This window comes from Burkholderia sp. Bp9015, assembly GCF_003853505.1.
Lineage (GTDB): Bacteria > Pseudomonadota > Gammaproteobacteria > Burkholderiales > Burkholderiaceae > Burkholderia.
This window is the reverse complement of record NZ_QTPZ01000110.1, coordinates 1-404: the sequence shown is the minus strand read 5'-3', so window position 1 is coordinate 404 and position 404 is coordinate 1. Positions and strand designations below refer to the sequence as shown.

Genomic DNA, 404 nt, shown 5'->3' with positions numbered 1-404 from the left:
CTTACTTCTTCCAGATTGTTAAAGAACGACAGCCGATACATACTACGTATCACTCTGACTGGCTCAATCGCCAATGACAAAGACTCGACCCAAGTCGAACGCTTGTCATTGAAGATTGGTGGAGGCAGACGGGATCGAACCGACGACCCCCTGCTTGCAAAGCAGGTGCTCTCCCAGCTGAGCTATGCCCCCATGAGTACAGATTCCCTCAGGTACCTACCGCCAGACAATGGTGGGTCTGGTTGGATTCGAACCAACGACCCCCGCCTTATCAAGACGGTGCTCTAACCGACTGAGCTACAGACCCCTGAGTCTGTCTTTAAATTTACAGCCGATAAGCGTGAGCGCTCAACTTTGCGAGAAGCTCTGGAAAGGAGGTGATCCAGCCGCACCTTCCGATACGG

2 tRNA genes are annotated in these 404 nt (G+C 52.7%); both read right to left on the bottom strand.

Going from position 1 to position 404, the window contains the following annotated elements:
• Nucleotides 1–116: 116 nt before the first annotated feature.
• A tRNA-Ala gene (locus DIE12_RS37830) sits at nt 117–192 on the bottom strand.
• A gap of 38 nt (nt 193–230) precedes the next feature.
• A tRNA-Ile gene (locus DIE12_RS37825) sits at nt 231–307 on the bottom strand.
• Between the last annotated feature and the right edge of the window lie 97 nt (nt 308–404).